Raw genomic sequence first — 25,224 nt, 5'->3', positions numbered from 1 at the left:
ACGCCGACCGAAAGCCTTTGTCCGCCACAGCACGGATCTCGTTCGTGAACGAGCCACGCCGCGTCGAGGTCCATCCCGGCTGTGAGGCGGTCGTGGCGTTCGATCCCGACCTCACCTTCGAGTGCGTCGACTCGTGTACGTGGTGCTGTGGCCACGGCGTGTTGCTCTACGATCACGATCTCCTCGGCCTCGCCCAACGCGCGAACCTGAACGACGCCACCACGACCGCCCACGGCGAGCAGTTCGTCCGCCGTGAGCAAAAGGACAGAGACGACCACACTGGCGACGACGGCGCGGCGTGTTACTTCCTCGGCGAGGACGGCCTGTGTTCGCTCCACGCCGAACACGACTGGAAGCCCGCGCGGTGTTCGGTGTTCCCGCTCGAAGTCCACTACGAGAACGGTGAGATCCGCGTGACGGTACGCGACGAGGCCGAAGAACACTGCGAGGGTCTCGACGTGAGCGAGCGCCGCGTGATCGACAACCTCGACGCCTTTCTTCCCGAGGTGCTCTGGTCGCTGGAAAACCCCGAAACGAAGATCGAGCTGTAGCTACCCGAGAGTACCGAAGAAAGCGGCCGGCTGTGGGTCGGCGTTCGTACGAGCTTACGCCGCGGCCTCGGCAGCCTCGTGGACCGCGTCGTAGTCGGGCTCGTTGGTCGGATCGTCGGCGACCCACGAGTACGTAATCGTCCCGTCGCCGTCGATGACGAAGATCGCGCGCTCGGCCACGCCCTGGAGCCCGAGATCGTCGATGTCGAGGCTCACGTCGTAGGCCTCGATGGCCGCTCGATCCATGTCGCTCACGAGATCGAACTCCAGACCGTGTTCGTCTTGGAACGCGGCCTGGGAGAACGGCGAGTCGGCGCTGATCCCGTACAGGGTCGCCCCGGTCCCGCGAAGAGCGTCGAGGTCGTCCTGAAACGCCACCATCTCGTTGGTACACGGCGGCGTGAACGCACCCGGGAAGAAGGCGAGCACGAGCGGTGCCTCGCCGAACTGTTCCGAGAGCGTGAATTCCGCCGGCTCGTCGCCGGCGAGCTTTGCGGTGAAGTCAGGGGCGGAATCGCCATCAGAAACCATCACTTCTGGGTACACACGCCGGAAACAAGAGCATATGGTTCGCTGGTTGAGAGACTGCCATTTCGGCCGATTCCGGGCACGATGGGGGACGAAAACGGTGGGGCGGTCGAGTATGCGATGCCACGCAACGGAACCCGCCCCGAAGGACGATCCCCGACCGCCGATAGGCAATCGCTCGACTAAACGATTCGCGATGACATAGCAAGCACCTTTAGCCGAACAGATCGCCGACGAGCCGCGCACAGCCGCGACGGAGCCGTTCGGAAACAGCCTGGTTCGAGACACCGAGATCCTCGGCGAGGTCGCCGAGAGTGGCCTGACGTGGGATGTCGAAGTAGCCGCGTTCGTGGGCCAACTGGAGGGTTTCGCGCTGGCAGGACGTGAGCCGATCCCGCGGTGGTCCGTCGCTGGGATCGGTGTCGTACAGTCGGTCGAGTCGGAACTCGAGTCCGTGCTCGTCACAGAACCCACTGAACGTGGTCAGTGCTTCGCGATCGGGAAACCGCATTCTTGTGTGCCATCGTCCGTCGGTGTAGCACATTTCGAGGCGGGCTGCCCCGAGATCGATCCACGCGTCGTAAGTCATGACGGGAGCTGTGCCAGTCAGTCGCACGCGATAGAGTCGTCGGTCGTCCGATTCGCTCAGCCGTTGGATGTCGGTCACGGTCTCGTCGCGTTCGAGTCCGCGATCGAACGTCGCGAGATCGTCACCGCGCGCCCAACAGAACGCGACCGGCGTTGCCGAGCGCGTCCCGTACTCCCGCTCGATTTCGAACTCGACCGACGGTGCGGCCGAGAGCGCCGTCGCGAACGAGAGTTTCTCCGGCGCGAGACTGAACTCGGCGATGACGCCCATGCGTGACGGTATGGTACTGAATAGCAAAACACTTCCCCTTCCGTCGGTCATTCGACACGAGATCGGAACCAGGCCGGAATCGACTGGAGACCGGCGCGACGCGTCAGGCGGCGAGCGCCAGCCACGCGAGAAACACTGCCCCCGCGCCGACCGCGGTGCTCGCCACCGCGTGAACCCGGAGGCGGTCGAGCAGCGCGTGGTCGTCGCCGGTGAGCGCCGCTACCTCACCGACTTCGCCACCGACCTCACACTCCGGCAGGAAGTCCATCGCGACGTGAAGGAAGAGTCCGGCGGCGAACCCGAAGACCGCGGCCGAGACCGCCATCGACGACGGCGGCTGGAGCAACCCCGCGAGGAGCGCCGCGACCCCAACCCCGGCCGCCGGGAGCACGACCATCCCGACCGGCATGTCGCGCCGCTGGAGCCGCTGTGCGGCGGCGTAGCCCGCAGGTCCCTTATGTGAGACGATTCCGAGTCCCAGCAGGAGGCCGAGATCGGGCAGCAGCGTGTAGACGGTCCCGATGACGATCCCGGCCGTCAGCGAATGCGCGGTGAGCTGGGCGGTCGTGGTTTCTATGGGGAGATCACGGTGGGCGAATCGGTGGCCGACGGTGTGGCCGGTGTAGCCCGCGAGCAGCCCGGCGGCGATCCCGAACCCGCCGATCTTCGGGTCGTACCCGATCGCCTGCGGGACGAGGAAGACGGCGGCACTCGTGACCATCGCGCCGCTCGCGAGACCGTACCCCCAGACCAACCGCTCCGCGTGGGTGTCGGCGGTCGCCGAGCGTGATCCCACGAGTGCCCCGCCGGCCATCGCGGCGAACGCGACCCAGCCGACGACGAGCACTTTCCAGAGGCCCGCCGTCGCCCCGACGACCGAGAGGCACACGAGCGCGCCCGTTCCGGCAATGCCGAGCCACGGGACTGACCCGAATTCAACACCATCGTCTGTCTCGTTGATACCCATTCGATTAGCAACGAGGTGTTGGTCGTTAATATGCCCGTCGGGTGGCGGACGACCACTCACCACTAGGACTACCGTCTCAGCGAGTCGCTTGCCGCCACGCGCGGAGGTCGAGGATCTCGCCGTCGAGATCGTCGGGCTCGATGACAGTCGCCGCCCAGACGAACATCTCGGCGATCTCCTCGGGATCACGTCCCTGATCGCCCGCGAGATCAGTCGCGACCTGACCCGGATCGACGACGCCCACGGACTGGTCGATCTCGACCGCGAACCCGCGCGCGAGCGCCTCCGCCGCGGCCTTCGAGACGGCGTACGAACCCATGCCGGACCGTGCTTCCCGGGCGACTGATCCCGAGGGCACCAGTACGCGGCCGTTGGTTGCGAGGTGGGGAAGCGATTCTCGGACGGTGGAAAAAACGCCACGGGCGTTCGTCCGGAGATGCTCGTCGACAGCGGCGTAGCTCTCCTCGTCGAGCGGCGTTTCGCCCGCCGAACCGTGATAGACGCCCGCGTTCGCCACCACGAGATCGATCCCGTCGCTTTCACCAGCTCTGGCGGCGGTCTCCACGAGACGTTCGACGTCGTACTCGTCACGGACGTCCGCGCGCTGGACGGTGATCCCGCCGTTCGCGTCGTCCGTGTCGTCGCTGCCCGCTCGGATCTCCTCGGCGAGCGTTTCGAGCGCGTCGGCGTCGCGCGCACAGCCGACGACGTGTGCGCCTTCGGCGACGAACCGTCGCGCAAGTGCCGCGCCGATCCCGCGACTGGCGCCGGTAACGAGTGCGGTGGTGTCGTCCATACACTCAGTGAAGCCGGCAACCCGATACCCGTTTCCGTCCCGGCGGCATCGACCGCTGATCGTCGGCCATCGTCCGGCGGGAGAGGCGTCGATCGTCTCGACGGACTCAAGACGTGCTGGCTGCTGGATCGGGTTCATGACCCATCGAGAGATCAATCTCGACGAAATCGAGCGCCGTCGCGATCGGCTGTTCGATCGCTTCGGCGAAGCGCCCGTCCGCGAGCGCCACGATACACCGGACGCCGATGAGTTCGAGGAGTGGAGCGAACTGTCCACTACCGGCTACATCGGAAGTGCGTACGCGCTCGTCCATCGGCCCCCGGAACGACTACCCGAACTCACCGAGTCGATGGCCGTCGACGGCGACGAGCGGGAGCGCGTGCTCCTCATCCTGGGACGGGGCGGATCGAAGTGGGGCGTGCCTGGCGGCGGCCAGGAGGGCGACGAGACGATGGAGGCGACTGTCCGGCGAGAGTTGCTCGAAGAGGTGGGAATCGCGGCTTCGCCGACGGGGCTGAACCACCTGCGCCACGAGGTCGCCACCTGTGAGGGGTACGACGAGCGTCTCCACGTGCTCCGCGCGTTCTTTCACGCCGAGTACGAGGGCGGCTCGATCGCGATCCAGCCAGGCGAACTCAACGGGGCCGCGTGGTTCGCCGAGCCACCGAGCGCCGATCGACTGCTGCCATCCACGAAACGATTGCTCGAAGAGTGACGGACGGAGACGGGACGAACCGAACGCTTCGGCTCCCTCGACGCCGGCGGGTCCGGCGGTTTTTATGCGCCGCGGCCGTGTGAACGAGTACATGGATTCGCTCTCGGGCGGAACGAGTACGACAGGAGTGGGGTCGGACGACCCGCTCGCCGGGCGATCGATCGCCGTGGTCGGCAGTGGCTTCGGCGGGCTGTCGGCGGCGTGCTATCTCGCCGATGCAGGGGCCGACGTCACCGTGCTCGAAAAGAACGATCAACTGGGCGGGCGCGCCTCCCAGTTCGAGACCGAGGGCTTCCGGTTCGACATGGGACCGTCGTGGTATATGATGCCCGACGTCTTCGAGAGATTTTTCGGTCACTTCGGGAGAGAGCCGACCGACTACTACGGTCTCTCCCGTCTCGATCCCCACTACCGCGTGTTCTTCAAGGACGGCGACCGGGTGGATCTCACACCCGATATGGATCAGGTCCGGGCGACGTTCGAATCCTACGAGGACGGCGCGGCCGAAGCCTTCGACGACTACCTGGCCCAGAGCGAGTCGACCTACGAGGCCGCGATGGAGCGGTTCGTCTACACTGATCGCCCCCGCTTGCGGGACTGGGTCGACAGCGAGGTGTTTCGATCCGCGCCGGTCGGGCTGAACCTGCTCCGCTCGATGGAGGGGCACGTCTCGAACTACTTCGAGCACCCGAAGCTCCAGCAGATCATGCAGTACACCCTCGTCTTCCTTGGCGGGTCGCCGAAGAACACGCCCGCGCTCTACACCATGATGAGTCACGTCGATTTCAACCTCGGCGTGTACTACCCGGAGGGTGGGTTCGGCGGCGTCGTCGACGGAATCGCCGATCTCGCCCGGGAGCTCGGTGTCACGTTCGAGACCGGCGCAGAGGTCACCGAGATCACCAGGCGGCGGGGCGAGTTCCTCGTCGACACCGTGGCGGGAACCCACAGCCCAAATGCGGTCGTCAGCGATGCCGATTACGCACACACCGAGCAGGAGCTCCTGCCCGAACACGAGCGCCAGTACTCGGAGAGCTACTGGGACGATCGCACGCTCGCGCCCTCCGCCTTCCTCCTCTATCTCGGCGTCGAGGGTGATGTCGACCCGCTCGCGCATCACACTCTCGTGCTGCCGACTGACTGGGACGGCCACTTCGCTCAGATCTTCGACGAGCCGGCGTGGCCCGACGATCCGGCGTACTACCTCTGTGTCCCCTCGAAGACCGACGATACCGTCGCGCCCGACGGTCACTCGAACCTCTTCGCGCTCGTGCCGATCGCGCCAGGCCTCGACGATTCGCCCGAAACACGGGAGCGCTATCGCGAGACCGTGCTCGACGACATCGCCGCGAACACCGGCGTCGATCTCGAAGACCGGATCGTGGTCGAGGAAACCTTCTCGGTCTCGGACTTCGCCGAGCGCTACAACAGCCGCCAGGGGACCGCGCTCGGTCTCGCCCATACACTCCGCCAGACCGCGCTGTTCCGACCGCCGCATCGCTCCGAAGCCGTCCCGGACCTCTACTTCACCGGCTCGTACACCACACCGGGGATCGGCGTCCCGATGTGTCTGATCAGCGGCGAGCACGCCGCGAACGCCGTGATCGACGACCACCGATGAGCGTCGGCGAGCGCGTCCGCCGGACGGTCGACCGGCTCGGAGCGCTCGCGCCGCCCGAATCCACATGGTTGGGCTACCTCCTCCGGCTCTCACGCCCGCGTTTTTGGCTCTACCTCGCCGGTCCGGTGATCGTCGGCGTGGTCTACGCCGCCGACGCGCCCACCGACGTCCTCTCACCCGTCGCCGTCGCGCTGTTTGCGTACTTCCTCGTCCCCGCCAACGTCTTCCTCTACGGCGTCAACGACGTTTTCGATGCCGACATCGACGCCGAAAACCCGAAGAAGGACGACCGGGAGGTGCGCTACTCGGGCGATCAGGGCGTGCTCTGGGCGGTGCTCGCGAGCGGCCTCCTCGGGCTGGCGTTCGTTCCCGTCCTCCCCCCGAGCGAACTCGCGGCGTTCGCCGTCTTCGGCTTCCTCGCGGTCGCGTACAGCGCGCCACCCTTCCGATTCAAGACGACTCCGCCGCTCGACTCGGTTTCGAACGGGCTGTACGTCCTCCCAGGGGTGGTCGGCTACATCGCCGTCGCTGACGCCGTGCCGCCGCTCGCCGCCGTACTCGGTGGCTGGCTCTGGACGATGGGGATGCACACCTTCTCCGCGATCCCCGACATCGAGCCCGATCGCGAGGCAGGCATCCGGACAACCGCCACAGCATTGGGCGAACGCCGAACCTACGCCTACTGTGGGGCGTGCTGGCTCGCGGCGGCGATCCTGTTTTTCGTCGTCCACCCGTTCTTCACCCTGCTCCTGCTCGCGTACCCCGTTCTGGTGTTCTCGATCGCACGGTCGTCGGTCGCGGTCGAGCGCGCGTACTGGTGGTATCCCGCGGTGAACACGCTCGTCGGAACGATCATGACCCTCGGCGGGATCTGGACCCTGATCTATGGCGGCTGAGACAGCGACCCGCCGACGGATCGAAGCGCGACTCGACGATCTGGTGGCCGACAACCGATTCACCATCGCGGTCGTGTTCCCGATCGTCGGCGCAGTCCTTCTTCTCGCGAGCGCCGAGGCCCTCGTCGGCCCGCCGTTGCGCTACAACCCCGCTCTCATCCTGCTCGGAACGGTCGTGATGCGCCTCCCCCTCGTGGCGGGACTCGTGCCGGTGCTCGATCGCCGGGCGTCGCTCGGTCTCGCTGTGCTCGTCGCCTACGCCTTCGGGATCGAGCTGATCGGGGTGACGACAGGGTGGCCGTACGGCACCTTCGAGTACACCATCGCGCTCGGGCCGATGCTGGCGGGGGTTCCGCTCGGCCTGCCGGTCTTTTTTCTCCCGCTCGTCCTGAACAGCTACCTGCTCTGTCTTCTCGTGCTCGGCGACGCAGCCAGACGGCGTGCCATCCGACTCGTCGTGGTGATCGCGACGGTGCTCCTCGTCGATCTCGTGCTCGATCCAGGCGCGGTCGCGATCGGCTTCTGGAGCTACGGTGAGGGGGTCTACTACGGCGTTCCCGTCTCGAATTACTTGGGATGGGTGCTGTCGGCCACAGTTACAGTATTCGTGCTCGATCTCACCTTCGATCGCACGGCGCTACGCGCTCGGCTCGACGAGTGTGGGTTCATGCTCGACGATCTCGTGAGCTTCGTCGTACTCTGGGGCGGGATCAACGCCTACTTCGGCAACTGGATTCCAGTGGCGCTCGCGCTCGTTCTCGCTGGTGGTCTACTCAAAACCGATCGGTTCGATTTCGCCGTCGGCTCGATTGCCGACTCACGATCCTGACTGTGTTCGGCACAGCAGCCGTTCTGGGTTTCGACTGAGATTCGACGCCAAAAGTGCCGACGGCTCAGCCCATCGGGCGCGGCTCGCCAACCCCCGAATCCGGCCGCGTCGCGCCCGGCATCGGCACGGTACTCACTTTCGCGAACACCGCTTCGGGGTCCTTGTTCCAGAGCCAGTGCCATCGGGTGCGTGCGAGTAGGGAGAGCTTTCGCGTGGTGCTCAGCTCGGGCGTCGTCGAGAGCACGTCGTAGTCGTGCGCGCGGATCAGCCGGTGGTGGTCGGCGTAGAGCACGGCGGCAAGGAGGACGGGGAACTGGCAGTCGTCTGGGAGGTACTTGATCCCGGCGACGCCCTCGCGGTAGCGCTCCTCGGTGCGTTCGAGCTCGCTCGCCACCGCGGCGGCGAAGTTCTCGTCCGTCTCGCGGCGCTCGATCTGCCCTTCCGAGACGCCGTGCTCGTCGAGCGTCGTTTGTGGGAGGTAGATCCGGTCGCGCTCGACGATGTCCTCGCCGACGTCCCGGAGGAAATTGGAGAGCTGGAACGCCTCGCCGAGCGCGCGGGCGTGCGGCCTCGCGGTCTCTGGATCGTCGGGATCCATGACGGCGGTCATCATCTCGCCGACCGCGGCCGCCGACCCGCCCATGTAGGTTTCGAGTTCCTCGTAGGTCTCGTATCGGCGTTTCGTGATGTCGGTCGCCATCGCATCGATGAACTCCGTGACTACCTCGTCGGGAATCGAGTACTGCTCGCGGAGCTCACTGAACGCCGCGAGCACCTGGTCGTCGGTCTCTCGACGACCGAGCGCCGCCTCGCGGATGCGATCGAGCTCCGTGCGCTGGACGTCCGGCGGCGGGCCGTTCGGATCGTCGACGATCTCGTCGGTGACGCGGAAGAAGGCGTACAGAACGTACGTGGCGTGCCGGACGCGTTCGGGGAGTAGCCGTGTCGCGACATAGAACGTGGTCCCCGTCCGACGGTGGATTGCCTTGCTTTCCGCGAGCTGCGTGTCGTCAATCATGAGGACGTCACCCCTTCGTGCGTGCGAAACTTATGTGTTTGTCCGCCGAAACATCTAAGCAAAAATTATAGTTGAAGCATCATTTGCACGCGACACAATCGTTTTATCCGTACGGGGAGGAGAGCGTCTATGACACGCGATCAACTCCGGACCGCCGGGGAGCTGCTGGCCGACGCGAGACGGGACACCGACGGCGATCTGCGCGAGCGCATCGACGGGCTCGCGGAGCAGCTCGACGACCTCGCCGACGCCGACCGCGGCCCCGACCACGGCCGGATCGCCCGGATGGAGAACGCGCTCAACGAGATCGAAGCCCAGATCGACGGCGACGCCCGCGAAAACGTCCAAGAAGCCCACGAACACCTTTCCGAATATCGTTCGACGGTCAGCGGCGTTTAGACACCCACTGTTTACACGGAGTCCTCCTCGCGCCTCCGACGCTCGGTCGAACCCCGTCTAAAACCGGTTCTCCTGAGCGAAGTCGTTCGAAACGGCTTCACCGTTTCGTGGTGACGAAAACCGTCGGCTTTCGGACTACGAACGCAGGACGCCAGGACTGCGCCGCTTTGACGCGAGAAACCCGCTCTCGCACAATCCGGTAGCCAGCACGCTACCCCGAGAGATCGCACCACTCGTCTTGCGCTTGCGGGCTGCAACCTCTTGCCCGGTCGATTAGCAACGAATCGGTGCCTTCGCTCACTCCTGCTTCGCGCCGGGGTTCGTCACCGCGCCATCGGCCGCCGAACCGAACATCACCCCGTACTTCGCGAGCACGCCAGAAGTGTAGTCGGGGTCGGGTCGCTCGCGCTCGGTCAGGCGGGATTCGATCTCCTCGTCGGTGAGGTCGATTTCCAGGACCCGCTCGGCGACGTCGATCGTCACTCGGTCGCCGTCCTCCAGCGCGGCGATCGGCCCATCGTCGAAGGCCTCGGGTGCGACGTGACCGATCGAGAAGCCCCGCGTCGCCCCCGAGAAGCGTCCATCGGTGAAGAGCGCGACGTCCTCGGCGTGGCCCTGGCCCGCAACCGCCGACGTGACCCCCAACATCTCGCGCATCCCCGGCCCGCCCTTCGGCCCCTCGTTGCGGATGCAGAGCACGTCGCCCGAGTCGACGTGGCCCTCCTGGACGTACTCCATCGCACCCTCCTCGCGTTCGAACACTCGCACGGGACCCTCGTGTCGGAGGCCCTCCTCGCCCGTGACCTTGATGACCGCGCCGTCGGGCGCGAGATTTCCCTTCAGGATACGAATCGCTCCCTCCTCGTAGAACGGGTCCGCAACGGGTCGAAGGAAGTCGGCGTCGATCGACTCGTCGGCGGGCAGATCGAGTTCCTCCAACTCCTCGGCGATCGTGCGCCCGGTGACGGTCATCGCATCGCCGTCCATGTACCCGCCCTCGACGAGCCGGCGGACGACGACCGGGACGCCCCCGGCGTCGTGGAGATCCTTCATCACGCGCGTGCCGCCCGGCTGGAGGTTCACGATCTTCGGCGTCCGACGGGAGATCTCGTCGAACGTGTCGATGTCGAGATCGATGTCCGCTTCGGCGGCCATCGCTAGGATGTGGAGCACGGCGTTCGTCGAGCCGCCCATCGCGACCTGGAGCGCGATCGCGTTCTCGAAACTCGCCCGCGTCAGAATGTCCGACGGTGTGCGGTCCTCGGCGACCGCATCGAGCGCGATCTCGCCGGCCTCGCGGGCGACCTCGCCACGTTCGTCGCTCTCGGCTGGTGGGCTCGCACTCCCGAGCGGCGCGAGGCCGATCGCCTCCGCGATCGAGGCCATCGTGTTCGCAGTGAACATTCCACCGCACGACCCCGCGCCGGGGCAGGCGTTGCGTTCGAGGTCGTCCAGCTCCTCGCGGCTCATCTCGCCCTCGGCGTACGTGCCGACGCCCTCGAAGACGTCCTGGACGGTGACTTCTCGGCCTCCGTGTTCGCCGGGCAGGATCGATCCGCCATAGCAGAAGACGCTCGGGAGATCAGTACGAATAGCGGCCATCATCATCCCGGGGAGGTTCTTGTCACAGCCCGCGACCGTGACGAGGGCGTCCATCCGCTCGCCAAAGGCCACCAGCTCCACGGAGTCGGCGATCACCTCCCGGCTCACCAGCGAGGCCTTCATCCCCTCCGTGCCCATCGAGATCGCATCGGAGATCGTGATCGTGCCGAACTCGATGGGCATTCCATCCGCGGCGTCGACGCCCTCGATGGCGCTCTCGGCGACCGAGTCGAGGTGGACGTTACACGGCGTGATGTCGGCGGCGGGGTTCGCTATGCCGACCATCGGCGAGTCGAGATCCGTATCGTCGAACCCCATCGCCCGGAACATCGCCCGGTGGGGTGCGCGCTCGGGGCCGTCCGTGACTTCGCGGCTCCGAAGATCGTCGGGCGTTCGTCGTTCTGGGTCGTCCTGGGGCTCGTCGTCACTGGCGGCCTCGGGCGATTTCGACTGTTGACTCATACACTCGCCTCGGTGGCCAGCGGCTTAACTTCGGGTGGCGGGACGATTGCTTGCCGCTTCACGCGGGAGTGGAACCGAGTCGAACAGGTTTTGTGGCCGCCGGTGGCAGGAACGGGCAATGCAACCCACTGTGGCCGTCGCCCACTACCCCGAGGGAGCGGGTCACGCGACCCGGATGCTGGCGGTCGCACGGGCGCTCGAAGCCCGCGGTGCGACGGTCACGCTCGCCGGCGGCGGTCACGGCGCACGCTTCATCGAGTACAACGGGTACGAACAGTTCGAACCCGCCCCCGTCGACTTCATCGGCGATTATCAGGGTGGCTCGCTCGGCCACGTCCTCACGAACAGCCTGCCGAGCAGCGCGCGGCGGGTGTACGACTACGTGGGCTGGCTCCGGCGCGAGCAGCCCGACGCGCTCGTCACCGACGACATGTTCGCCGCGATGGCGGCCGAGTTCGCCGACACGCGGCTGTTCGTCTGCACCCACAACGCCTCGGCGTACTACGACGCGGTCATCGAGCAGGGGTTCACGTGGCTGCTCAACCGCCACCAGCTGTTCGCCGCCGAGGCGTTTCTCTATCCGTCGATCTGGCCCGCTGATCCCGGCGACCCGCCGGGCGTGACGCGTGTTCCACCGATCGCGCTCGACGCTCCGGCCGACGAGCAGGAACGAAAGCCGGTCGAGACCGACGTCCTCGTGGTGCCGAGCGCGTACTCGACCGGATACGACGATCTCGCGGCTCGGCTCCGAGACGCAGGCCACGAGGTGACGTTCGTCGGCGGACCGGACTGGGAGTGTGTTCCGGCACTCCTCCCCCATATACGGGCGGCCGACAAGGTGGTGTGTTCGGGCTACTCGACCGTGATGGAGGCCGCGGTCGCCGGCACGCCCTGTATCGTCTACCCGTTCACCGACGAACAACACGGCGTCTCGCGAGTCATCGAGCGCACAGGAATCGAAGGATTTCAGGTCGAACACTCACCCGCCCACGTCGTCCGGGCGGTCAGTCAGCCGCTCGAATCGCCGGCCTACGAGAACGGCGCGGACCATGCGGCGGCGCACGTCCTCGGCGACCGATCGTAACCGACTTTCGCAGACGGACCGAGGGGTCGCCAATGGCGAAGGTCACGGCCGGCGCGCGGCTCCACTTCGGGTTCCAGAGCCTCTCGCTCGCCCGCGAGCGCCTCTACGGTGGCGTCGGGGTCGCGCTCGCCGAGCCACGGATCGTCCTCACGGCTCGGCCCGCCCCGACCGTTCGCGCGGACGATCCCCGCACCGCCGAATACGCCGAACGTGCGGTCGAACTCCTCGATGTCCCGGGCGTCGAGATCGAGTGCCGCAAGCGGTTCCCGCGTCACGTGGGTCTCGGCAGCGGCACCCAGCTCGCGCTCGCAGTGCTCGCGGCGGTCGCGCAGGCGCACGACCGCAAACCCCGAGTTCGAGAGCGCGCGCCGGCGCTCGGCCGGGGCGGCCGCAGCGGGGTCGGCTGTGCGGCGTTCGAGCAGGGCGGGTTCGTCGTCGACGCGGGACACCACACCGAGCGGTTCACCGCCGATCCACCGACGGACGGCGAGTGGACGGTCCCGACGCCGGTCGCCCGCCACACGCTCCCGGACTCGTGGCGGTTCGTGGTCGCGATCCCCGATCTCGATCGGGGTCGGAGCGGCGACCGCGAGGAGCGAAGCCTCGAACGCGTCGCGGCCCAGGCCGATCCCACGATCACCGACGAGATCGCGAAGCTGGTCGCGCGGCGGTTGCTGCCGGCGGCCGCCGAGGGGTCGCTCCAGCGGTTCGGCAGCGCGATCGCCGAACTCGGTCGGCTGAACGGCGCGTGGTACGCCGACGAGCAGGGCGGCGTCTACCGCCCGCCGCTCGGCGACCTCATCGACGACCTCGGCGCATCGTCGGCGATCACGGGCGCGGGGCAGTCGTCGTGGGGTCCCGCAGTCTACGGGCTGGTCGACGACGAACGCGCGGACGACGCGCGCGATGCAGCCCACGACGCACTGTCGTCGGTCGGCGTCGATGGCGAGGTCCTCGTGTGCCGCCCACGAAACGAGGGCACACGGATCGAGCCGAGCGACGAGTGAACTCGGACGGTCGCTCCGGAGGCCACCGCCGATGCGGTAGCGATGGTCGCGGGAACGCACGACGGCCCACGTCTCGCTTTCCGGGAAAATCGGCGCTATCGGTTCGACGAGTCGTCGTCGCGGCGAACGACGCCGCGTACTTTCCGTTTGATACGTCGCTGGGTCTTGCGTGGTAGTCGTCGCCACGCTCGTAGTGCTTTCCTGAACTTGCCCATCGTCGATCACCTCGCGTGTCGTTCGCGGATCGCAACAGCGGTCACTGTTCGACGCACACGTTCTTAACGATCGGGCCTGAAGCGGCCGGGGTGAACCTCTCGACGTTCTGCGAACGGCTCGACGAACGGCTCCGCACCGACGCCTACGCCGACCTCGACGCGAGCGCGAACGGACTCCAGGTCGGTCCTGGCGGCCCAGCAGAAGCCGATCCCGACATCGATCACGCCGCGTTCGCGGTGGATGCGGCGGTCGAGACGGCCGAACGGGCTGCCGACGCACAATCTGACGTGCTCTGTGTCCACCACGGGCTGTTCTGGGGCGAGTTCGAGCGCGCCACCGGCCCGACCTACGACCGACTCGCGCCGTTTTTCGAGAACGACCTCGCGCTCTACGTCTCGCACCTCCCGCTCGACGGCCATCCCGAGATCGGCAACGCTGCCGGCCTCGCCGAAACGCTCGGCCTCGAAGATCGAGAGGCGTTCGGCACGCTCGGGGGCGAACACATCGGTCTTCGTGGACGTTCGCCCGACGAGTTCGCGCCCGACGAACTCCGCGACCGACTCGCGACTGAATGCGACCCGGAGCAAGGAGTCAAGCACCTCGACTTCGGCCCCGAACGGATCGAAAACGTCGCGATCGCCACCGGGAGCGCGGCGGACTGGCTCGACGAGGCTGTCGCGGCCGGTGCGGACGCGTTCGTGACCGGCGAGGGCAAACAGGCGGTCTATCACGAGGCGCGAGAGGCCGGCATCCACGTCTATCTCGCGGGCCACTACGCGACCGAGACGTTCGGCGTGCGGTCGTTGCTGTCGCTGGCCGAGGAGTGGGGCGTCGAGACAACGTTCGTCGACTGTCCAACGGGGCTGTAGCCGACCCGAAATCAGCCGATCCGAGAGAGTTCGGGAGGATCTGGGACGACTGTCGACGAGGCCATCGGGGCGTGCGGCGAATCCATCGAAGGTCAGCGAACGGATCGCCGACCGTCGTTCGAGTCGGAATCAGCTCTTGTAGTCCTTCTGTGGGACGTCGACGACGTCACCGCCGGATTCCTGCCACGCGGTGAACCCACCGTCGAGATGGGCGACGTCGGTGTAGCCCATTTCAGCGAGGCGTTTCGCTGCGAGCGCCGACCGGCCGGCCTCGTTGCAGTAGAGGACGTATCGCCGATCGGGATCGAAAAAGTCCTTGTAGTAGTCGGTCTCGGGATCGGCCCAGAACTCGATCATACCTCTCGGAGCGTGCTCGGCGTCGGGGATCGATCTCTCGATCCAGACCTCACGGATATCGCGGATGTCGAGGGCGATCGTTTCGCCTTCGGCGAGTTCGGCTTCGAGTGTCTCGACCGAGATCGATTCGACGTCGCGTTCGGCCTCCTCGACGAGTCCCCACGCGGATCGTTCGAGCGTGCTCATACCGCCACGTTCGTGGTTTCGGTGATAGCTCTTTGGCCGGTGGACGAAACGCGGTCGCCGGACGGTGGAGCGAACGCTTTTGACCGTGACGGCGGTGGTGTGGGCATGGAAAAAGTCGCGATCGACGAGGTCGACGTCGTCAACAATCCACTCGGCGTGCATTCGGTGCGCAAACCGGTCTCGGGGGCGCTCGGGACCGAGGAGTTCGCGATGAACTACTTCGAGCTCGAACCCGGCGAGTCCTTCTCGGGCGGGCTCCACACCCACCACGATCAGGAGGAGGTTTTCTACGTTCAGGAGGGCGAGACGACGTTCGAGGTTGGCCGCGAGCGCGAGGAAGTGTCGGTCGCGGCGGGCGAGTTCATCAGATTTGCCCCCGGTGAGTTCCAGATGGGGACCAACGAGTCCGACGAACAGGTAGTGGGGTTCGCGCTCGGTGCACCGAAGGCCCGCCACGACTTCGAGGAGATGGAGTCGCTCGTCGCGTGTCGCGAGTGCGGCGAGGAGACCGCCCACGAACTCGATCTCATCGAGGAGGGAGCCTTTCATCTGACCTGCACGGAGTGTGGCACCGAGTTCACGATGGGGTAGTCGGATCGTGGCTGAGAACTGGATCGTAGACGCTCTCGACGGCGCTTCGCAGCACGATCGAACGACGACAGTGCTAACGACGTGGCTTGTGATCCGAACATTGATAAACTCGTATAACTGAGTATACGGAAACCCATGAGCAAGTCGGTCCGCGTCTCCGAGGAGTTCCACGAGTTCGTCGCCTCGCACAAGCGCGACAGTGAGACGATGGAGGACGCGCTTCGCCGGCTCATCGGTGGGCCACACCCCGAAGACGTCGCAGGCATCCTTTCCACAGAGACAGCAGCGGCGATGCGCGAGCGAATCGGTGCGAAGCGAGCGACCGAGGCCGACGCGAAGCGTGACCTCAGGGAACGCTTCGAGTGATACTCGACACCTCGTTTCTGATCGATCTCTTCGCCGGCCGCGACGCCGCCTTCGAGATGGGGGTGGCGCTGGTCGAACGACGGGCCGTCCAGCGCGTGCCGACGCCGGTCGTGGCGGAACTGTCCTACGGCGTGGCCTTCGGCGACGAGGACGAGCGTCGGAACCTCCGGAACGCACTCCGGATGTATCCAGTGGTCGAGCAGGACGCGGCACTCGCCCGTCGTGCGGGGCAACTGCTCGCGCAGGCGGACATGGACGCGGGCGGGGAGAGCGGGATCGGCAGAATCGACCCGATGATCGCCGCGGTCGCGGACCGATACGACGAGCCGGTCGTGACCGACAACGCCACTGACTTCGAAGCGCTCGGCATCGAGGTTGTGTCCTACTGAGGTCGTGGATCGCGACGGAGCCACGACTGCGAGGCGACAGCGTATCCTCCTCACGCCCGGCGAAGCAGACGCGGTACAGGTCCCGCCGGGACCAGCGCGAAAGCGTCATTTCTCCGTGGGGCGTAGCGCCGCCGGCCGATGACGAGGCGCGGTTCCGAGCCGGACTCGGCACCTGGTGACGACGAGCCCTATGAGTACCGAGGCCGACACTCGTGCCGCGTCGATTTCGATCCCTGGCGTCGGACACGAGTTTGAGACGGTGGACGAACAGTCAAACGCATGGCTGCCGACATCTTGCTAACCGAACGGTCCTAATCAGGAATCAGAACATGGAACACGAGAAAGTCGATCTCGAAGCGAAACTCGCCCAGTTCGACGAACAGTGGTCGCCGAAGCTCGTCGGTGAGCTCAACGGCCAGGCGGTCAAGCTCGCCAAAATGGAGGGTGAGTTCGTCTGGCACCACCACGACGAGGCCGACGAGCTGTTCCTCGTGCTCGACGGCCATCTCACGATCGAACTTCCAGAAGAGAGCGTCGATCTCGACGAGGGCGAGTTCTATATCGTCCCGCACGGCGTCGAGCACAAGCCCGTCGCGGACGGCGAGGCGCACGTCCTGCTGTTCGAACCCGCCGAAACACGGAACACCGGCAACGTCGAGAACGAGCGCACCGCCGACACCGAATCGATCTGACCGCTGTCCCTTCGCAGGTATGTCAGCCACCCCCATAGAGGTTTATTCGATGGGCTCTTTGTAGCACATATGACGGGTCGCTACGCGTTCGAGGGGACGGAGCCCGACATCGATCCCGCTGCCCACGTCAGTCACGGGGCGACGCTGGTCGGTGACGTCGCGGTGGGCGCGCACGCGAGCGTCTGGCCTGGCGTCGTGCTCCGGGGCGACGTCGCGCCCGTCCGGGTCGGCGAGCACTCTCACATCGGTGATAACGCGGTGCTCCACGCCTCGACCGCGGGCGATCGAGTGATGATCGGCCACGGCGCGGTGCTCAACGACGCCGTCGTGGAGGACGGCGCGCTCGTGGGGTTCAACACCACCGTGAACTCCGACGTCACGGTCGGGGCCGGAAGCATCGTCGCGAGCGGGACCACCGTGCCGGAGGGGTACGACATCCCACCGGAGTCGTTCGTCCGCGGCGTCCCCGCGACCGTGACTCCGCTCGCCGAGACCACGCTCGATCCCGAAGCGATCTTCGAGGCCCACTCCTCGGGAGCGTACACCGATCTCGCCGAACGCCACGACGACCTCTTTTCTTGATTCTAGCTCGTCTCAGGCAGAGGCGTCGACTTCCTCGACGAGTTCCGACGAATCGTTCGCGGGGCTGTTCACGGCGGTCGAGACCGGGTACGCGCGCATCTCCTCGGCCGGGTACGGTTCGAGAAGTTCCTTCCCGTCGGCCTCGCCAGCGAGCCACTGGCGTTCGCTGTCGGGCGAGAGCACCACAGCCATCCGGTCGTGGAGCGGCTCGATCACGGAGTTGGGTTCGGTCGTGACGATCGTGAACGTCTCGATTGGATCAGCCTCGCTGTCGGGTTCGCCGTCGCCGAACTCGTCGAGACCCGTCTGTTTCTGTGGGGGATGCCAGCGTTCCCACAGTCCAGCGAGCGCGAACGGTTCGCCGCCGTCGATCGTGACGCGGTAGGGCTGTTTGCCGGCGTCGGTTTCGGTCCACTCGTAGAACCCGTCGGCGAGCACGAGACACCGCCGGCGCTCGTACGCCTCCTTGAAACTCCGCTTTTCGTCGACGGTCTCCGCGCGGGCGTTGATGAGGCGGTTCCCGATACTCGGGTCGTCGGCCCATCCTGGGATCAGTCCCCACTGGAGGTGGTCGATGGTCTCGGGCGCGTCGTTCGTGATGACCGGTAGCTTTTGGCCGGGTGCGGCGTTGTACCGTGGCTCCAGCGACCGTCTGGTGGTTACACTGAATCGGTCTTCGAGGGTGTCTGGTGGCGTGAAGATGGTGTAGCGTCCGCACATACTCGAACCACGCTACCAGCGTGAATAACGCCATCGGCCCCCAACTCGTTCGCCTCGGTTCGCGACAGAGAGGCCCTTCCCGAAAGCGACGGTCGTGCGCCGTCCGTGCCAGTTCGGGGGAGGGCTATACTCGCGCCGGCCGTGGGTTCTCTCATGCAGATTGATCGGCGGGCGTTCCTCGCGAGCGCCGTGGCGGCCGGCGCGCTGGCCGGCTGTCTCGGTAGTGGTGGGGGGACCGGTGGAAATGGTGATGAGAACGGAAGCGATACCGGGGGCGCTGACGACGGAAACGACAGTGGTACGGCGAGTACGACGGCTGGCAGCCAGGCGAGCGGCACGACCGCATCCGGGTCGACGAACGCTACTGGGTCGACGAACGCTACTGGGTCGGGACGATCCACGTCGTCAGGTGAATCCACGTCGAACGGCAACGGGTCGTCGACCACTGTCGGATCGGCAACGAACGGGACGGCCACCGGAACGCCACCAGCCGCGAGCATCGACCATCCGGCGGTCGCGGCGCTCGCGGGCCAGCCGTACCGCGGTCCGACGCCTGGTGCGGCCCCAGGCCTGATCGTCGCCTTCGAGGACCCCTCGTGTACGAACTGCGAGCGGTTCAACACCGGCACGCTCCCGACGCTCGAAGCGGAACTCGTCGAACCCGGCGAGGCGACCTACGTCTATCGGAACTTCCCGTATGCCTACGAGTGGGGCAAGCCCGCGATGCAGGCGCTCGAAGCCACCGACGCCCGGAGCGAGGCGGCGTTCTGGGAGCTGAAGACCCACTATTTCGAAACGCAGAGTGAGTTCTCGAACTCGAACGTGCTCGACCGGACCCAAGAGTTCCTCGCGAGCGAGACGGATCTCGACGCCGCGGCGGTCGTCGCGGACGCCGAGGCCAAAAAGTTCGACGCGGCGGTCCAGCGCGACATCGACGCCGGCGAGAACGCTGGCGTGGTGAGCACGCCCACCTTCTATCTCTTCCGTGACGGCGAGTTCCTGACCGAGATCCGGGGTGCACAGAGCTACGACGTGTTCGAGCAGGCGCTAGGGGTCTGAGATGGCGGCGACTCGCTCGATCCGACTGCCGACCCGAGCGCGCGACTGGCGACTGATGGCCCGTACTGCGAGGCTGGTCGTCACTATCCCGCTGTACGCCGCGATCGCGCTCGTCGCCGCCGTGTGCGGGCTGACGCTGTTCGTGCTCTCACAGAACCTCCCGCTCGCGGAGTTCATCGTGACGAGTTCGTTGCCGCTCGACAGCCGACTGATCATCCTCGCCGAGCAGTACCCCTTCATCGGGACGAACTACGGCACGCTTCAAGGTGTGCTGCTCGTCGTGACCGCAGTGCTCGTCGGGGTGAACGTCGCGATGGTGATCTACCATCTCCGCGAGCACGCGCTCTCGGCCGCCCAGGGCACCACGAGCGTCGCGGGCGTCGTGCTCGGCACGCTCGGTGCGGGCTGTGCGGCCTGCGGCTCGGCGGTGCTCGCGGGCGTGCTCTCGCTCTTTGGCGTCACGGCGTCGCTCGCCGTGCTGCCGTTCGACGGCCTGGAGTTCGCTGCGCTCGCGCTGGTGGCGCTCGTGTTTTCGGTGTTCTGGCTCGCACGCGGAATGCGCGGCGGTGAGATCAACGGCTGTCCGGTCGAGCTCGACTGAGCTACGGCGGGACAGTGTGCGAGTGGGGTTCGAGGCCGGGCTCGGAACCTGTTTCGAGGACTGACCGATGGCATACGCTCGCGGCATGGTCGTGAAGCGTCCCGATTTGTTCGGCTCACACAGTCACTGACCGTACGTCTGTTTGAGCGACGATACCCATCCATTCAGCGAAGAGGAGGCGCTCTACGCCGCGGTGACGACCACACGGCGCTCGGTGGCGATCCCGTTGGCTGACGATGACTTCACGACCGGCGGTCTCGACCACGAGAGCTACGTCAACCCGTGGACCGTCACCTCGGTTCGACACGCCGACATCCGGACCGAGGCGGTCGCTCGGGAAGCAGCCGGCTACCTCGGCGTGCAGTGAGGTGGCGTTCCGTCGCCGTAGCACACAATACGTCTCTGTCCATCTCGTCAAACGTGACTGACGGGACGGAATACACGTTCCGACGGCTCTGAACCGTTTGGCCGCAAGTATAAATCGGAGAGCGCCGTACCCGAGGCCAGTCGGCCGGACGCCGGACCGTCAGCCCTCCAACATCATGTCGGACGCATCGCCCGATCCGTCGTTCGAGATCCCCCACCCGCCGGAGCGACGCTATTCTCGCCACGACGGCCTCGAATACGGCGGTGGGACCGTCTTCTCGCTGACACCCGGCGACGACATCGGGAACGACGAGTTGAACGCGCTTCTCGTGGGCGTACTCGACGGCGAGGCGTACACCTACGGCGACTGGTTCGACCTGCCGATGGCGCTGTACCTCGTCCACGACACCGAGACCGGCGACGTGTTTCGTGCGGCCGTTCGAGACGGGACCATCGAGTTCCACGTTCTTCCCGAGACCGATCCTGCGGGGCTGCGCGGGCTCTACCGCCGGTTGTGTGCGGTGAGTGACGCGACGTGGCGCGTCGAACGCCGAACCGACGCCGAGTGAGTTCGGCCTCACTCGCACCCACGACGCCAACACTCGCGGCACCCGCAACCGACTTATTCACCCCACGGTATCCCCGACTATGACCGTTTCGCGCGAGGTCGAACTCTCGGGCCACATCATCGACTCGGGGATGATGCAGGCGTGTTTCGGCGCGATCATGGATCTCGGGGGATCGTTCGAGGTCGAGGAGTTCCAGATCGGCCGGAGCGAAGTCGAGGAGTCCTACGCCCGGCTCACCGTGTTCGCCGAGGACGAGGCCGAACTCCGCTCGATCGTCCACGAACTCCATCAGAACGGCGCGAACCCCTCCCATCCGGTGGATGCGAGCCTCGAACCCGCACCCGACGACCAGGTCGTCCCGCCCGACTTCTACTCCACCACCAACCACCCGACCGAGATCCGCTACGATGGCGAGTGGCTCTCCGTCGACCGGATCGAGATGGACTGCGCCGTCGTGGTCGAGGAGGGAGCCGGCGACGGGGACGATGTGGATGGCGACACTGGTGGTGACGACGCGGGCGGCGACGGTGGGCCACGCGCGTACACGAAGGTGTTGAACGGGATCGAGGCGGGCGATCTGGTGGTCACCGGCGAGACCGGGATCCGGGTCCGCCCGCCCGAACGCCCGCGAGACAAGGAAGGTGCGTTCGGGTTCATGCAGGGCGGGGTTTCCTCGGAGCGCCCCTCCGAATCGACCATCACGAAGGTCGCCGAGGCGATCGCCGAGACCAAGCGCGAGGGCGGGTCGGTCCTTGCCGTGTGCGGACCGGCACTGATCCACTCCGGCGCGCGAGAGGACCTCGCTCGCCTCGTCCGCGAGGGGTACGTCGACATGCTCTCGGCGGGCAACGGATTCGCGGTCCACGACCTCGAACGCGATCTGTACGGCACTTCCTTGGGGATGGATACCGAATCACTCGACCACCCGCGAAAGGGCCACAAACACCACATCTACACCATCAGCGAGATCATCCGCGCCGGCGGAATCGAGGAAGCGATCGACGCGGGGCTGGTCGAGTCGGGTGTGATGTACGAGTGTGTCGAAAACGATCGTCCGTACGTGCTCGCGGGCTCGATCCGCGACGACGGCCCGCTGCCCGACACGATCACCGACGCCGTCGAAGCCCAGAACGCGATCCGCGAGCAGGCCCACGAGGCCGACCTCGTGCTCATGCTCTCGACGCTGCTCCATTCGGTCGCGGTCGGGAACTGTTTGTCCTCGACGACGCGGGTGATCTGCGTCGACATCAACCCCGCGACCGTGACTCAGCTCCTCGATCGAGGCAGCGCCCAGGCGGTCGGGATGGTGACCGACATCGGGACGTTCGTGCCGATCCTCGCCGAGCAGTTGCTCGACGAGTGAGCACCGGAGTGGTTGCGGTAGCGGTGCGGCGGCAGAGCGGACCGAGCGCCCTGCGTTCGTGGTCCGAAAACCGAAGATTTTCGAACGACAGCAAACGGTGGGTGAGGAGTCGCAAAGGTTTAGCGGGCGGGTACGCTACCGCGAGCATGGCGGACTGTCCACTCGCCGACGAATGTCCCAGCTTCTCCGAGCGGGTCGCCGGGATGGGGTGTCAACACTACGGTAACCGGGGTGGTGCGGAGTGGTGCAACCACTACAGCCAGCCCATCCGCGAACTCAAATCCCAACCCGTGCAGATCGGCGAGGAGCTCATCGTCGACGTGACGGACATCCACGAGAGCGGAGCCGGCGTTGGTCGGACCGACGACGGGTTCATCGTCTTCGTCGACGGCGTGCTCCCCGACGCACGCGCCCGGGTGAAGGTCACCAAAGTCCGTTCGAACCACGCTCGCGCCGACGAACTCGAACGTCTGCCGATGGACGACGAAGACGAGGAATCGGGCGACGTGACGGACGGCGAAACCGACGACGATGACGACGAAAACGGCGGCGACGACAGGCCGAAGCGCCGCCAGCGGCTGGGGAGTCGGGAGAACTTCTGGGGCGGGTAGGACGGTTCGGCGACCGAGTGGACAGCTTTTCTCGACGCGGTTTCACCACGTCTCGACGGTGCCCTCGCGGACGTCTTCGAGACAGCCTTCGCAGTCGGGATGGCCAGCCTCGAAGCAGTCGGGGACGTAGCCGTCGAGCATGACGGTGCGCTTCTGGGCGTGTCGACGACACACTATTTTGGCGTGTTCGTCGTAGGGTCCCTCGGCGTCGGCGCGTTCCTGACCGCGGCTGTAGGCGCGCTTCGCCGCCGCGAACCGCCGCCCCGCTGCACGCGCGGTCGCCCCGAGGAACCCGCTGCGCCCCTCGTCGCTCATGGGTTCGATTGCGCGGCGCGCTACAAAGGCCCGTCGGCTGCGCCGGGGGTTCACTTTCACCTCGCTCGCGGAACTTTTTATACCATCGGGGGCCAACCCACGTGTGTCTCCCACCGAAAACAAAGCGGAGACAGGAACACCAATGACGGACGTACAACAGCACGCAGAGCAGATACACGACCAGTTTTCGGATACGCTAGACATCACCGTCGCGGACGTCGAGGAGCGCCTCGACACCCTGGTGAACGAGTACAAGGTCCCCGCGGAGGAGGCCCGCCGGAGCGTCACCAGCAGCTACCTCGACGAGGCCGGGATGGACAGAGACGAACTCGGTGGCGAGAGCGAGGAACGCACCCTCGAGACCATCGCCGCGCCCGAGGAGTGGGTCGATATCACGGTGGAGGTGCTCCAGCTCTGGGAGCCCCGCAGCGAGTCGATCGCTCAGGTCGGTCTCCTGGGTGACGAGACGAGTACGATAAAGTTCACCGCGTGGGCGACCTCCGAACTGCCCGAACTCGAAGAGGGATCGGTCTATCGGCTGGAAAACGTGGTGACCGACGAGTACGAGGGCCGCTTTTCAGTAAAGCTCAATCGAACGACGACGATCGAGGAACTCGACGAAGAGCTCGACGTGCCCGAGTCGGGCGGCGACAGCGAGGACCGCGAGATCGGTGCGATCGATGCGCCCGAGGAGTGGGTGAACGTTACGGCGAAGATCACTCAACTCTGGGACCCACGCAGCGAGTCGGTCGGCCAGGTCGGCCTGCTCGGCGATCCCTCCGGCACTCTCAAGTTCACCAAGTGGGCGAAGTCGGATCTCCCCGAACTCGAAGAAGGGTCGGTCTACCGGCTGGAAAACGTGGTGACCGACGAGTACGAGGGGGATTTCTCGATCAAGCTCAACCGGACGACGACGATCGAGGAGCTCGACGAGGAGATGGAGGTCGGCGACGACGCCATCACCGTGGAGGGCGCGCTGGTCGATATCCAGCGCGGCAGCGGTCTCATCAAGCGGTGTCCCGAGGAGGGCTGTACGAGAGTGCTCCAGAACGGCCGGTGTAGCGAGCACGGCGAGGTCGAGGGCGAGTTCGACCTCCGGGTGAAGGCCGTGATCGACGACGGCAACGCGGTCCACGAGACCATCTTCGATCAGGAGGCGACCGAGGAGCTCGCCGGCATCTCGCTGGACGAGGCGAAGGAGATGGCGATGGACGCGCTCGACACCTCCGTGGTCGCCGACGAGATCCGAGAGGAGGTTCTCGGTGGGTACTACCGCGTGGAGGGCCCCACCCTCGGCCGGTACGTGCTCGCGAACGAGTTCGAGCGACTCGGCGGGCCGACGGATGCCGAGGAGACGCTGATCAAAGCGAGGTCGCTCTAATGAGTGGAGCACCCACCCGTGAGGTCGCCCAGCGCGTGTTCGCGAGGGAGTTCAACGACGGCAGCGAGACGTTCAAGGAGAGCGACGAGGAGCGCGCGCCGGTCTACCTCCTCCTCCCGACGGGCGAGCGCGCGAACCGGATCTTCTTCGTGGGCACGCTGACCGAGACCGAAGACGTGGGTTCGGATTCGGAGTACTGGCAGGGCCGCGTGGTCGATCCGACGGGCACGTTCTACGTGTACGCCGGCCAGTACCAGCCCGAGGCCGCGAGCGCGCTTCGGGAAATCAATCCTCCGGAGTACGTCGCAGTGGCGGGCAAACCTCGAACGTTCGAGACCGACGACGGCGAGACCAACGTCGCCGTTCGTCCGGAATCGATCACCGTGGTTGACGATGCCGCCCGCGACCGCTGGGTGGTCGAGGCCGCCGAGCGGACGATCGAACGGATCCAGGCCTTCGACGACGACACCAACGAGTACGCCCGGATGGCGACCGAACGCTACGATCTGCCGGTCGAGAACTACCGACGCGCGGCGGTGTCGGCGCTCGAAAGTCTGGAGGAAGACGACGAGGTCGCGGTCGACGCTGACTGACGCGGCGTCGATCCGCGGCTCGTTTTCGGCCTGCCGGACCGCCAGTGCCAGCGTCTGACAAAGG

Annotated in this window: 31 protein-coding genes; 22 read left to right on the top strand and 9 right to left on the bottom strand. The window is 66.2% G+C overall.

What is annotated here, in order from left to right:
* Positions 1-44 precede the first annotated feature (44 nt).
* Positions 45-551: a YkgJ family cysteine cluster protein gene (locus PHA81_RS16760; RefSeq protein ID WP_152424459.1), complete on the top strand. Its 507-nt coding sequence runs from the start codon at positions 45-47 to the stop codon at positions 549-551.
* A gap of 54 nt (positions 552-605) precedes the next feature.
* On the opposite strand, the gene PHA81_RS16755 is transcribed toward PHA81_RS16760, so the two are convergent.
* The 4 genes from PHA81_RS16755 to PHA81_RS16740 form a co-directional block, all read right to left on the bottom strand.
* Complete coding sequence (locus tag PHA81_RS16755) at positions 606-1,082, bottom strand: redoxin domain-containing protein (protein ID WP_005042822.1); 477 nt, start codon at positions 1,080-1,082, stop codon at positions 606-608.
* A gap of 211 nt (positions 1,083-1,293) precedes the next feature.
* Positions 1,294-1,938, bottom strand: coding sequence for a helix-turn-helix domain-containing protein (locus tag PHA81_RS16750; protein WP_005042824.1), 645 nt, complete (start codon positions 1,936-1,938; stop codon positions 1,294-1,296).
* A 103-nt stretch (positions 1,939-2,041) separates the two neighbouring features.
* Entirely contained in the window at positions 2,042-2,905 is an 864-nt protein-coding gene (locus PHA81_RS16745; RefSeq protein WP_005042826.1) for a hypothetical protein, read from the bottom strand.
* Positions 2,906-2,981: 76 nt separating this feature from the next.
* Complete coding sequence (locus PHA81_RS16740) at positions 2,982-3,701, bottom strand: SDR family oxidoreductase (protein ID WP_049910019.1); 720 nt, start codon at positions 3,699-3,701, stop codon at positions 2,982-2,984.
* Between the two features lie 136 nt (positions 3,702-3,837).
* Between PHA81_RS16740 and PHA81_RS16735 the strand changes: the two genes are divergently transcribed.
* The 4 genes from PHA81_RS16735 to cruF all read left to right on the top strand — a co-directional run bounded on the left by PHA81_RS16735 (position 3,838) and on the right by cruF (position 7,762).
* Positions 3,838-4,416, top strand: a complete 579-nt coding sequence (locus PHA81_RS16735) for an NUDIX domain-containing protein (protein WP_005042831.1) — start codon at positions 3,838-3,840, stop codon at positions 4,414-4,416.
* A gap of 91 nt (positions 4,417-4,507) precedes the next feature.
* The gene (gene crtI / locus PHA81_RS16730) at positions 4,508-6,037 is read left to right on the top strand and encodes a phytoene desaturase family protein (RefSeq protein ID WP_005042832.1); all 1,530 of its coding nucleotides are present in this window, start codon (positions 4,508-4,510) and stop codon (positions 6,035-6,037) included.
* Positions 6,034-6,933 carry a prenyltransferase gene (locus tag PHA81_RS16725; protein ID WP_005042835.1) on the top strand — a complete coding sequence of 300 codons (900 nt, stop codon included), beginning with the start codon at positions 6,034-6,036 and terminating at the stop codon, positions 6,931-6,933. The genes crtI and PHA81_RS16725 overlap by 4 nt, the downstream gene beginning before the upstream one ends.
* Positions 6,923-7,762, top strand: a complete 840-nt coding sequence (gene cruF, locus PHA81_RS16720; protein WP_005042837.1) for a bisanhydrobacterioruberin hydratase — start codon at positions 6,923-6,925, stop codon at positions 7,760-7,762. Before PHA81_RS16725 ends, cruF begins: the two co-directional genes overlap by 11 nt.
* 64 nt (positions 7,763-7,826) lie before the next feature.
* Here the strand turns inward: cruF and PHA81_RS16715 are convergent, their stop codons facing one another.
* Positions 7,827-8,780, bottom strand: coding sequence for a phytoene/squalene synthase family protein (locus PHA81_RS16715; protein WP_005042840.1), 954 nt, complete (start codon positions 8,778-8,780; stop codon positions 7,827-7,829).
* A gap of 129 nt (positions 8,781-8,909) precedes the next feature.
* On the opposite strand from PHA81_RS16715, the gene PHA81_RS16710 reads away from it, so the two are divergent.
* Positions 8,910-9,179 (top strand): hypothetical protein, encoded by a 270-nt coding sequence (locus PHA81_RS16710; protein WP_005042842.1) that lies wholly within the window; start codon positions 8,910-8,912, stop codon positions 9,177-9,179.
* Between the two features lie 297 nt (positions 9,180-9,476).
* Here PHA81_RS16710 and ilvD read toward each other — a convergent pair whose 3' ends face one another.
* On the bottom strand, positions 9,477-11,243 hold the full coding sequence (ilvD, locus tag PHA81_RS16705) for a dihydroxy-acid dehydratase (RefSeq protein ID WP_005042844.1): 1,767 nt from the start codon (positions 11,241-11,243) through the stop codon (positions 9,477-9,479).
* 118 nt (positions 11,244-11,361) lie between these two features.
* Here ilvD and PHA81_RS16700 point away from each other — a divergent pair, with 118 nt between their 5' ends.
* The 3 genes from PHA81_RS16700 (at position 11,362) to PHA81_RS16690 (ending at position 14,419) form a co-directional block, all read left to right on the top strand.
* Positions 11,362-12,327, top strand: coding sequence for a hypothetical protein (locus tag PHA81_RS16700; protein ID WP_005042845.1), 966 nt, complete (start codon positions 11,362-11,364; stop codon positions 12,325-12,327).
* 32 nt (positions 12,328-12,359) lie between these two features.
* Entirely contained in the window at positions 12,360-13,334 is a 975-nt protein-coding gene (locus PHA81_RS16695) for a beta-ribofuranosylaminobenzene 5'-phosphate synthase family protein (RefSeq protein ID WP_005042847.1), read from the top strand.
* 305 nt (positions 13,335-13,639) lie between these two features.
* Entirely contained in the window at positions 13,640-14,419 is a 780-nt protein-coding gene (locus PHA81_RS16690; RefSeq protein WP_049910021.1) for a Nif3-like dinuclear metal center hexameric protein, read from the top strand.
* A 129-nt stretch (positions 14,420-14,548) separates the two neighbouring features.
* Here the strand turns inward: PHA81_RS16690 and PHA81_RS16685 are convergent, their stop codons facing one another.
* Positions 14,549-14,962, bottom strand: a complete 414-nt coding sequence (locus PHA81_RS16685; protein ID WP_005042850.1) for a rhodanese-like domain-containing protein — start codon at positions 14,960-14,962, stop codon at positions 14,549-14,551.
* A gap of 105 nt (positions 14,963-15,067) precedes the next feature.
* Here PHA81_RS16685 and PHA81_RS16680 point away from each other — a divergent pair, with 105 nt between their 5' ends.
* The 5 genes from PHA81_RS16680 to PHA81_RS16660 all read left to right on the top strand — a co-directional run bounded on the left by PHA81_RS16680 (position 15,068) and on the right by PHA81_RS16660 (position 17,582).
* Positions 15,068-15,553, top strand: a complete 486-nt coding sequence (locus PHA81_RS16680; protein ID WP_049909991.1) for a cupin domain-containing protein — start codon at positions 15,068-15,070, stop codon at positions 15,551-15,553.
* 135 nt (positions 15,554-15,688) lie between these two features.
* The gene (locus tag PHA81_RS16675) at positions 15,689-15,919 is read left to right on the top strand and encodes a hypothetical protein (RefSeq protein WP_005042853.1); all 231 of its coding nucleotides are present in this window, start codon (positions 15,689-15,691) and stop codon (positions 15,917-15,919) included.
* Positions 15,916-16,308 (top strand): PIN domain-containing protein, encoded by a 393-nt coding sequence (locus PHA81_RS16670; protein ID WP_005042854.1) that lies wholly within the window; start codon positions 15,916-15,918, stop codon positions 16,306-16,308. Before PHA81_RS16675 ends, PHA81_RS16670 begins: the two co-directional genes overlap by 4 nt.
* A gap of 329 nt (positions 16,309-16,637) precedes the next feature.
* Positions 16,638-17,000, top strand: coding sequence for a cupin domain-containing protein (locus PHA81_RS16665; RefSeq protein ID WP_005042857.1), 363 nt, complete (start codon positions 16,638-16,640; stop codon positions 16,998-17,000).
* Positions 17,001-17,069: 69 nt separating this feature from the next.
* Positions 17,070-17,582 carry a gamma carbonic anhydrase family protein gene (locus PHA81_RS16660; RefSeq protein WP_005042859.1) on the top strand — a complete coding sequence of 171 codons (513 nt, stop codon included), beginning with the start codon at positions 17,070-17,072 and terminating at the stop codon, positions 17,580-17,582.
* Between the two features lie 12 nt (positions 17,583-17,594).
* On the opposite strand, the gene PHA81_RS16655 is transcribed toward PHA81_RS16660, so the two are convergent.
* Positions 17,595-18,302 (bottom strand): SOS response-associated peptidase, encoded by a 708-nt coding sequence (locus tag PHA81_RS16655; protein WP_005042860.1) that lies wholly within the window; start codon positions 18,300-18,302, stop codon positions 17,595-17,597.
* Between the two features lie 153 nt (positions 18,303-18,455).
* On the opposite strand from PHA81_RS16655, the gene PHA81_RS16650 reads away from it, so the two are divergent.
* The 6 genes from PHA81_RS16650 (at position 18,456) to PHA81_RS16625 (ending at position 22,871) form a co-directional block, all read left to right on the top strand.
* Positions 18,456-19,361 carry a thioredoxin domain-containing protein gene (locus PHA81_RS16650; RefSeq protein WP_005042862.1) on the top strand — a complete coding sequence of 302 codons (906 nt, stop codon included), beginning with the start codon at positions 18,456-18,458 and terminating at the stop codon, positions 19,359-19,361.
* Position 19,362: 1 nt separating this feature from the next.
* Entirely contained in the window at positions 19,363-19,962 is a 600-nt protein-coding gene (locus PHA81_RS16645; protein WP_005042864.1) for a hypothetical protein, read from the top strand.
* Positions 19,963-20,104: 142 nt separating this feature from the next.
* On the top strand, positions 20,105-20,329 hold the full coding sequence (locus tag PHA81_RS16640; protein WP_005042866.1) for a hypothetical protein: 225 nt from the start codon (positions 20,105-20,107) through the stop codon (positions 20,327-20,329).
* A gap of 175 nt (positions 20,330-20,504) precedes the next feature.
* Positions 20,505-20,897 carry a hypothetical protein gene (locus PHA81_RS16635; RefSeq protein WP_005042868.1) on the top strand — a complete coding sequence of 131 codons (393 nt, stop codon included), beginning with the start codon at positions 20,505-20,507 and terminating at the stop codon, positions 20,895-20,897.
* Between the two features lie 79 nt (positions 20,898-20,976).
* A complete protein-coding gene (locus tag PHA81_RS16630) occupies positions 20,977-22,260 on the top strand; it encodes a hypothetical protein (protein ID WP_005042870.1) in 1,284 nt (427 codons plus the stop codon).
* A 146-nt stretch (positions 22,261-22,406) separates the two neighbouring features.
* A complete protein-coding gene (locus PHA81_RS16625) occupies positions 22,407-22,871 on the top strand; it encodes a TRAM domain-containing protein (RefSeq protein ID WP_005042872.1) in 465 nt (154 codons plus the stop codon).
* Between the two features lie 42 nt (positions 22,872-22,913).
* On the opposite strand, the gene PHA81_RS16620 is transcribed toward PHA81_RS16625, so the two are convergent.
* Positions 22,914-23,186 carry a hypothetical protein gene (locus PHA81_RS16620; RefSeq protein WP_005042874.1) on the bottom strand — a complete coding sequence of 91 codons (273 nt, stop codon included), beginning with the start codon at positions 23,184-23,186 and terminating at the stop codon, positions 22,914-22,916.
* A 475-nt stretch (positions 23,187-23,661) separates the two neighbouring features.
* On the opposite strand from PHA81_RS16620, the gene PHA81_RS16615 reads away from it, so the two are divergent.
* Positions 23,662-24,567 carry a replication protein A gene (locus PHA81_RS16615; RefSeq protein ID WP_241430301.1) on the top strand — a complete coding sequence of 302 codons (906 nt, stop codon included), beginning with the start codon at positions 23,662-23,664 and terminating at the stop codon, positions 24,565-24,567.
* Positions 24,567-25,160, top strand: coding sequence for a hypothetical protein (locus tag PHA81_RS16610; RefSeq protein WP_005042879.1), 594 nt, complete (start codon positions 24,567-24,569; stop codon positions 25,158-25,160). The genes PHA81_RS16615 and PHA81_RS16610 overlap by 1 nt, the downstream gene beginning before the upstream one ends.
* The last annotated feature ends 64 nt before the right edge of the window (positions 25,161-25,224 follow it).

It is taken from the genome of Halococcus sp. PRR34 (assembly GCF_028617175.1).
In the GTDB taxonomy this organism is placed as follows: Archaea; Halobacteriota; Halobacteria; order Halobacteriales; family Halococcaceae; genus Halococcus; species Halococcus salifodinae.
The sequence above is the reverse complement of the archived record's forward strand: the minus strand, read 5'-3'. Positions and strand labels throughout refer to the sequence as shown.

What these genes read in the sequence shown, in the direction of transcription:
- PHA81_RS16665 (WP_005042857.1), top strand. Translation starts at nt 16,638, where the DNA reads ATGGAACACGAGAAAGTCGATCTCGAAGCGAAACTCGCCCAGTTCGAC.
- PHA81_RS16610 (WP_005042879.1), top strand. Translation starts at nt 24,567, where the DNA reads ATGAGTGGAGCACCCACCCGTGAGGTCGCCCAGCGCGTGTTCGCGAGG.
- PHA81_RS16675 (WP_005042853.1), top strand. Translation starts at nt 15,689, where the DNA reads ATGAGCAAGTCGGTCCGCGTCTCCGAGGAGTTCCACGAGTTCGTCGCC.
- PHA81_RS16695 (WP_005042847.1), top strand. Translation starts at nt 12,360, where the DNA reads ATGGCGAAGGTCACGGCCGGCGCGCGGCTCCACTTCGGGTTCCAGAGC.
- PHA81_RS16620 (WP_005042874.1), bottom strand. Translation starts at nt 23,186, where the DNA reads ATGAGCGACGAGGGGCGCAGCGGGTTCCTCGGGGCGACCGCGCGTGCA.
- PHA81_RS16725 (WP_005042835.1), top strand. Translation starts at nt 6,034, where the DNA reads ATGAGCGTCGGCGAGCGCGTCCGCCGGACGGTCGACCGGCTCGGAGCG.
- PHA81_RS16740 (WP_049910019.1), bottom strand. Translation starts at nt 3,701, where the DNA reads ATGGACGACACCACCGCACTCGTTACCGGCGCCAGTCGCGGGATCGGC.
- PHA81_RS16625 (WP_005042872.1), top strand. Translation starts at nt 22,407, where the DNA reads ATGGCGGACTGTCCACTCGCCGACGAATGTCCCAGCTTCTCCGAGCGG.
- PHA81_RS16715 (WP_005042840.1), bottom strand. Translation starts at nt 8,780, where the DNA reads ATGATTGACGACACGCAGCTCGCGGAAAGCAAGGCAATCCACCGTCGG.
- PHA81_RS16635 (WP_005042868.1), top strand. Translation starts at nt 20,505, where the DNA reads ATGTCGGACGCATCGCCCGATCCGTCGTTCGAGATCCCCCACCCGCCG.
- PHA81_RS16650 (WP_005042862.1), top strand. Translation starts at nt 18,456, where the DNA reads ATGCAGATTGATCGGCGGGCGTTCCTCGCGAGCGCCGTGGCGGCCGGC.
- PHA81_RS16735 (WP_005042831.1), top strand. Translation starts at nt 3,838, where the DNA reads ATGACCCATCGAGAGATCAATCTCGACGAAATCGAGCGCCGTCGCGAT.
- ilvD (WP_005042844.1), bottom strand. Translation starts at nt 11,243, where the DNA reads ATGAGTCAACAGTCGAAATCGCCCGAGGCCGCCAGTGACGACGAGCCC.
- crtI (WP_005042832.1), top strand. Translation starts at nt 4,508, where the DNA reads ATGGATTCGCTCTCGGGCGGAACGAGTACGACAGGAGTGGGGTCGGAC.
- PHA81_RS16755 (WP_005042822.1), bottom strand. Translation starts at nt 1,082, where the DNA reads ATGGTTTCTGATGGCGATTCCGCCCCTGACTTCACCGCAAAGCTCGCC.
- PHA81_RS16750 (WP_005042824.1), bottom strand. Translation starts at nt 1,938, where the DNA reads ATGGGCGTCATCGCCGAGTTCAGTCTCGCGCCGGAGAAACTCTCGTTC.
- PHA81_RS16710 (WP_005042842.1), top strand. Translation starts at nt 8,910, where the DNA reads ATGACACGCGATCAACTCCGGACCGCCGGGGAGCTGCTGGCCGACGCG.
- PHA81_RS16655 (WP_005042860.1), bottom strand. Translation starts at nt 18,302, where the DNA reads ATGTGCGGACGCTACACCATCTTCACGCCACCAGACACCCTCGAAGAC.
- PHA81_RS16645 (WP_005042864.1), top strand. Translation starts at nt 19,363, where the DNA reads ATGGCGGCGACTCGCTCGATCCGACTGCCGACCCGAGCGCGCGACTGG.
- PHA81_RS16745 (WP_005042826.1), bottom strand. Translation starts at nt 2,905, where the DNA reads ATGGGTATCAACGAGACAGACGATGGTGTTGAATTCGGGTCAGTCCCG.
- PHA81_RS16680 (WP_049909991.1), top strand. Translation starts at nt 15,068, where the DNA reads ATGGAAAAAGTCGCGATCGACGAGGTCGACGTCGTCAACAATCCACTC.
- PHA81_RS16700 (WP_005042845.1), top strand. Translation starts at nt 11,362, where the DNA reads ATGCAACCCACTGTGGCCGTCGCCCACTACCCCGAGGGAGCGGGTCAC.
- cruF (WP_005042837.1), top strand. Translation starts at nt 6,923, where the DNA reads ATGGCGGCTGAGACAGCGACCCGCCGACGGATCGAAGCGCGACTCGAC.
- PHA81_RS16685 (WP_005042850.1), bottom strand. Translation starts at nt 14,962, where the DNA reads ATGAGCACGCTCGAACGATCCGCGTGGGGACTCGTCGAGGAGGCCGAA.
- PHA81_RS16660 (WP_005042859.1), top strand. Translation starts at nt 17,070, where the DNA reads ATGACGGGTCGCTACGCGTTCGAGGGGACGGAGCCCGACATCGATCCC.
- PHA81_RS16630 (WP_005042870.1), top strand. Translation starts at nt 20,977, where the DNA reads ATGACCGTTTCGCGCGAGGTCGAACTCTCGGGCCACATCATCGACTCG.